Annotated in this window: 1 protein-coding gene; it reads right to left on the bottom strand. The window is 63.9% G+C overall.

What is annotated here, in order from left to right; translation table 11 throughout:
- Positions 1-846 (bottom strand): condensation domain-containing protein (locus HB633_RS30595; protein ID WP_255581311.1); only part of this gene is annotated, 846 nt, incomplete at both ends.

Consider the following 846-nt stretch of genomic DNA (forward strand, 5'->3'; position numbering starts at 1 on the left):
CGTCCCATCGAACAGATCGATGTCGTATTCGAACGTCGCAAACAACCGTTGATCCCGCTCTGCGATATCCAGCGTGAGATCGAACTTCGCCGCCCTGCCCCCGCCATCCTGATCGGTCTGCCCCAGCGGCCGCAGACTCAGCCCCGGCAGGCTCAACTCCTCGAGCGGCGTGTTCTGCAGGATCAGCATCACCTGGAACAGCGGTGAATAGCCGAGGCTGCGCTGAGGCTGCAGTCGTTCGACCAGCAGTTCGAACGGCACGTCCTGGTGCGCATACATGCCCAGCGTCGTTTCGCGCGCACGCCGCAGCAGCGCCTCGAACGACTCGTGTGCGGCAACGCGCGTACGCATCACGAGCGTATTGGCGAAGAAACCGATCAACGGCTCCACTTCCGGATGCTGACGATTCGCGATCGGCGTGCCGATGCAGATGTCGTTCTGCCCCGAGTAACGCGACAGCAACACGCTAAACGCGGCCGCCAGCGTCATGAACAGCGTGCCCTGTTCGCGACGTGCCAGCGCGTTCAACGCGGTCGTCGTTTGCTCATCAACCGCGAACTCCAGCGTCGCCCCTCGATGTCCCTGCACAGCCGGACGCGGCCGGTCCAGCGGTAACGTCAGCAGCGCTGGGGCGTCGGACAACTGCTGCTTCCAGTAGTCCACATGCGTGTCCAGCACCTCGTCGGTGAGCCATGAGCGCTGCCAGTGCGCGTAGTCGGCGTATTGCACCGGCAACGGTGCCAGCGGCGACGCTTCGCCTCGCACGAAGGCGCTATACAGCGCCCCCACTTCCTGCACCAGTACCCCCGTCGACCAGCCGTCCGAGACGATGTGATGTAGCGTCAG

This window comes from Caballeronia sp. dw_276 (genome assembly GCF_018449635.1).
Taxonomy (GTDB): Bacteria; Pseudomonadota; Gammaproteobacteria; order Burkholderiales; family Burkholderiaceae; genus Caballeronia.